Source organism: Blautia faecis, assembly GCF_027662325.1.
GTDB classification, from domain to species: domain Bacteria; phylum Bacillota; class Clostridia; order Lachnospirales; family Lachnospiraceae; genus Blautia_A; species Blautia_A faecis.
In genome coordinates this window covers 79,537-83,243 of record NZ_JAQDKY010000014.1, presented here as the reverse complement: position 1 = coordinate 83,243, position 3,707 = coordinate 79,537, and the positions used below count along the sequence as shown (strand labels likewise).

Sequence of the window (3,707 nt, the reverse complement as noted above, 5' to 3'; positions counted from 1 at the left end):
ATGGTGGTGCTGATACACTTGTCCCCATTTCCTTCCAGAAGGACGGAAGAACTGTCCTCTTCCATGAAATCTTCCCCTTTATACTCCTGCATAAACAGGGCTTTCAGAAAGTTGTAATATCTGGCAGGATATAATTTTGATGAATTCCTCACTGCCGCCTTTATTACTTCGTTTTCATCCGTCTTCCATAATTTCAGAAATTCCGGGGCAACTTTCAGTCCGATCATCTTACCGTTTCGGTCTAACAGTTTAAGGTTGGGGCAAATTGCAATATCACCGACAGTCTGATATACGCACTGACTTAAGGCTTCCTCATTGTAAATACTTTCTGCACTAATAAATAAATGCTCTTTTGCCAGCTCATAATTTTTGCACTGACTGACCGCCTGTGCCAGACAGAATCTGTCATCCTCACGGATTGTCCCGATAACTGAATCCGCTATGGATGTAATACTTTCCCCAATCTGGTATCTGGCATACAGTTCCGGAACTCTGATAGAAATAACAGATGCATCTCTTTCGGTATTCATATAATGAATCTCCAATTCCGTATCCGATGTCGGTCCTTCATCCGTCAGACTCCCCATACAGTCAGATTTCCAGCCTGTCTGTGAATAAATTGTCTGTTTTAATGCTTCCATGAATTCTTTGTAGTTTAACATTTCATTTCTCCTTGATGAAAGTAAAAAGAGCTGAAACGCATACTCACGTTTCAGCTCCGTATAACAGGTTGCTATTATGTAATTCTTCTTTTCCTCCTTCGCATAAATAATACATGAGTATAATTTTTTATTATGCGAATTTCCTACAAATACTTATTATTCAATTTCATATTATGCTAACATCATTGCAATAAAAAATCCCACAATTGCGATTATTGGTAAAACCCACTTCTGAACTTTGTGTCCTTTTTTCACTACAAATTTTCTTACTTGCGGATTAATTAAAACGCCTGTAATTGCCAAGCAAATTCCACTTATTATAAACCCAGAACTTGATATAAGGGCAAAAGCCATAAACCAATAAAACAATGATAAACACCAAAATACGACTTTATAAATTGTATTTCCTACTCCAGTGTCATTAGCTGCATTAAGTTTTTTACGTTCTTCCTTTCGTGCCTTCTTTTCTTCAGTTCGCTGTTGTTTTTCTTCTTGTTGCAGACGTTTCTTCTCAGACTTATCTTTTTCTATACTGCTTATATTCTCTGCTTTCTTTTCTGAATTATTTGCTGTATCTGGTGAAAACTCTTTAATTTCTATGTCATTATTTTCTGTTTTAGCCGTTGAAGTAACATTTTCCGAAAGAACAGCCTCCGAAGTAGTTGCCTCCGAAGCGACTGTCTCTGAAACAGCCATCTCCGAAGTAGCAGTCTCCGAAACAACTGTCTCTGAAGTAGCCGTCTCCGAAGCGGCTGTCTCTGAAGCAGCTGTCTCTAAAGCAGCCGTCTCCGAAGTAGCAGTCTCTGAAGTAGCTGCCTCTGAAGGAACTGTCTCCGAAATAGGTGACTCCGAAGTAGTTGCCTCCAAAGCAGTTGCCTCCGAAGGAACTGTCTTCGAAGTAGCTGCCTCACTTTCAGTTAATAACATACTATGAATTTGAGTTTCATCAATGGTAAGTATTTTCCACATTTTCTTTTTCTGTCTATAGCTTACCATAAGTATGATACCCGGTACTACAAGCACCGCTAATGGCATTAAAATAAAACCACCAGCTACTCCAAGAATTAATAGAACAATTCCCAATGTATTAAAATTTTTTGCATTTTTATCCCGATATTTTTTAGCCTTTTTTATATTCTCTGGAGTACAGGATTCCAAAGCTGTTATATATTTTTCAGCGTTAGATGTACGTCCTTTCTCTTTAACAAACTTGATAGCTTCTTGTATCTTGTTTTGATCATATATGTCTGTCTCCATATATAAGTTATCAAATATCTCTCCGTCTTCTTTTGCCCAGATAGCTTCAATACGTGCCTGTACTGCATCTAAAAATTCCTGCTTATTTTTCTGCAAAGCACTGTATTCAGTTATTTTTTGTTTTAACTCTTTACACCTTGTTTCATCAGCTGATTCGATATTTCCACACAACCGTCTAATGCAATCTTTTTCAATCTGATTAAATGTTGCACTATCTGATACGGACAATTCTTTCATCAATTTCTGAAGTTTTTTCTTAACTTTTAAAGCTTCAGACTCATCACTCTTTGCCCTATCAGAATAAAATTTTTCAAGAATTTTCTCTGCTGCTTCTGCCGGGTACGTAACTCCATATTCCTTAGCCAATTCCCAAAATCCATATTTTGCAACAAGCTCTTTTTTCAGATTTTCAGGTGCATCATACTCCCTATACTCTTTAATAACCTGCTCATTAATTCCATCTTCGGGTAAAAACTGACGTCTTGCAATTATCTTAAAAAGCATATCTCTATTTATCTGCGTTAATGTTGCACTTGTTTTGATACCATACCTTTTCATTTCATTAACAATATTAGCTTTAACTACTTCTGCTTTAGCAGGATCTCTTTGTGCGTCTGCCGTGTAAGACTTAGCAAAAGACTCTTCAACATATTTACCGAAATCCATTTCAAGCAATTGTCCAATTCGGTACACATTCGCTCTTTCGTTTGGATAGTTAATAAATATATATGATAATATTTTTTCCTCTGGAGAATACTTTATAGCTTCAAGTAATAGTTCCTCTCGTTTAGCCGATATTTTCTTTGCATTCTCAAACAAAGCAAGTGCTTTTTCTGAATCAAATCCATCTTCACAAAAGCCTTTAATATGATTATTTACAAACTGCTTATGATTTTGGTAAGTTTTAATTATACCACGATATAATCCATTACATAAAGTATCTCTTGTTTCATCATTATATAATGCAGCCTTCTTTATAGATGCTCCAACTGCACTTCCCAGATTTCCTACAGCATTTATGGAACCATGTATCATACCAGTGGCTGCATTTAGTGTGCCAGCTTTCATTGAACCTTTAATAGCTCCTGATATTCCAAAACCACCTCCTACAAAACGGCCTCGGTTTGCTTTTCTAGCAGCTCTATACTCTCTCAATTCGTCTTTGTCATCATCAATATCTTCCAATTCATACTCTATATCTTCTCGTGCTGTAGTTATCTCGTCATAATCTACAACGTCCCGAATATACATATCTTCACTTACGTCATAAATATTTAAAGCTAATAAATGTTTAAAAAGTGGAGTAACTGCATACTTTTCAAGAAGTCCCAAAGCAATATCATCATATTCCTTCATCACTTCAGCTATACCTGAACATTTTTTATACCATGTGTTAAATTCTTTTTTGGCTGCTTCACAAGCTTCCCAATCTCGTCTGTCCATAATATAATCTCGTATATATGAATCAGGAATTGTAAACTTCTCACCAAACAACATACACTTTGCCATATAACTTTCCCCCCTAGTATAAAAAAGTTTAAAATTCATGACATTTTTGCTATGTCAACAACATACATTTCAAATGATATAACTATCGGCACGTATATTTCTTGGTATTTTTAACCTACTCCAACAAGAAATAATATGTCTTTTTTATTATATTTCTATTGCTTCTATTAGTCAATATATAATTCTTTTAGTGCATTTGTCTTTTAATCTTTTGATTGCATAATCATTATTACAAGGAGGTTTTTTATGAGATCTATTGATTATACAGAAATCGGTCAG

General features: G+C 35.5%; 2 protein-coding genes. Both read right to left on the bottom strand.

Annotated elements, in window-relative coordinates:
* Positions 1-662 (bottom strand): DUF5688 family protein (locus PGQ38_RS08925; RefSeq protein ID WP_270431365.1); only part of this gene is annotated, 662 nt, incomplete at its 3' end.
* 171 nt (positions 663-833) lie between these two features.
* Positions 834-3,428, bottom strand: coding sequence for a hypothetical protein (locus tag PGQ38_RS08920; RefSeq protein ID WP_204454733.1), 2,595 nt, complete (start codon positions 3,426-3,428; stop codon positions 834-836).
* Positions 3,429-3,707 lie beyond the last annotated feature (279 nt).

What these genes read in the sequence shown, in the direction of transcription:
- PGQ38_RS08920 (WP_204454733.1), bottom strand. Translation starts at nt 3,428, where the DNA reads ATGGCAAAGTGTATGTTGTTTGGTGAGAAGTTTACAATTCCTGATTCA.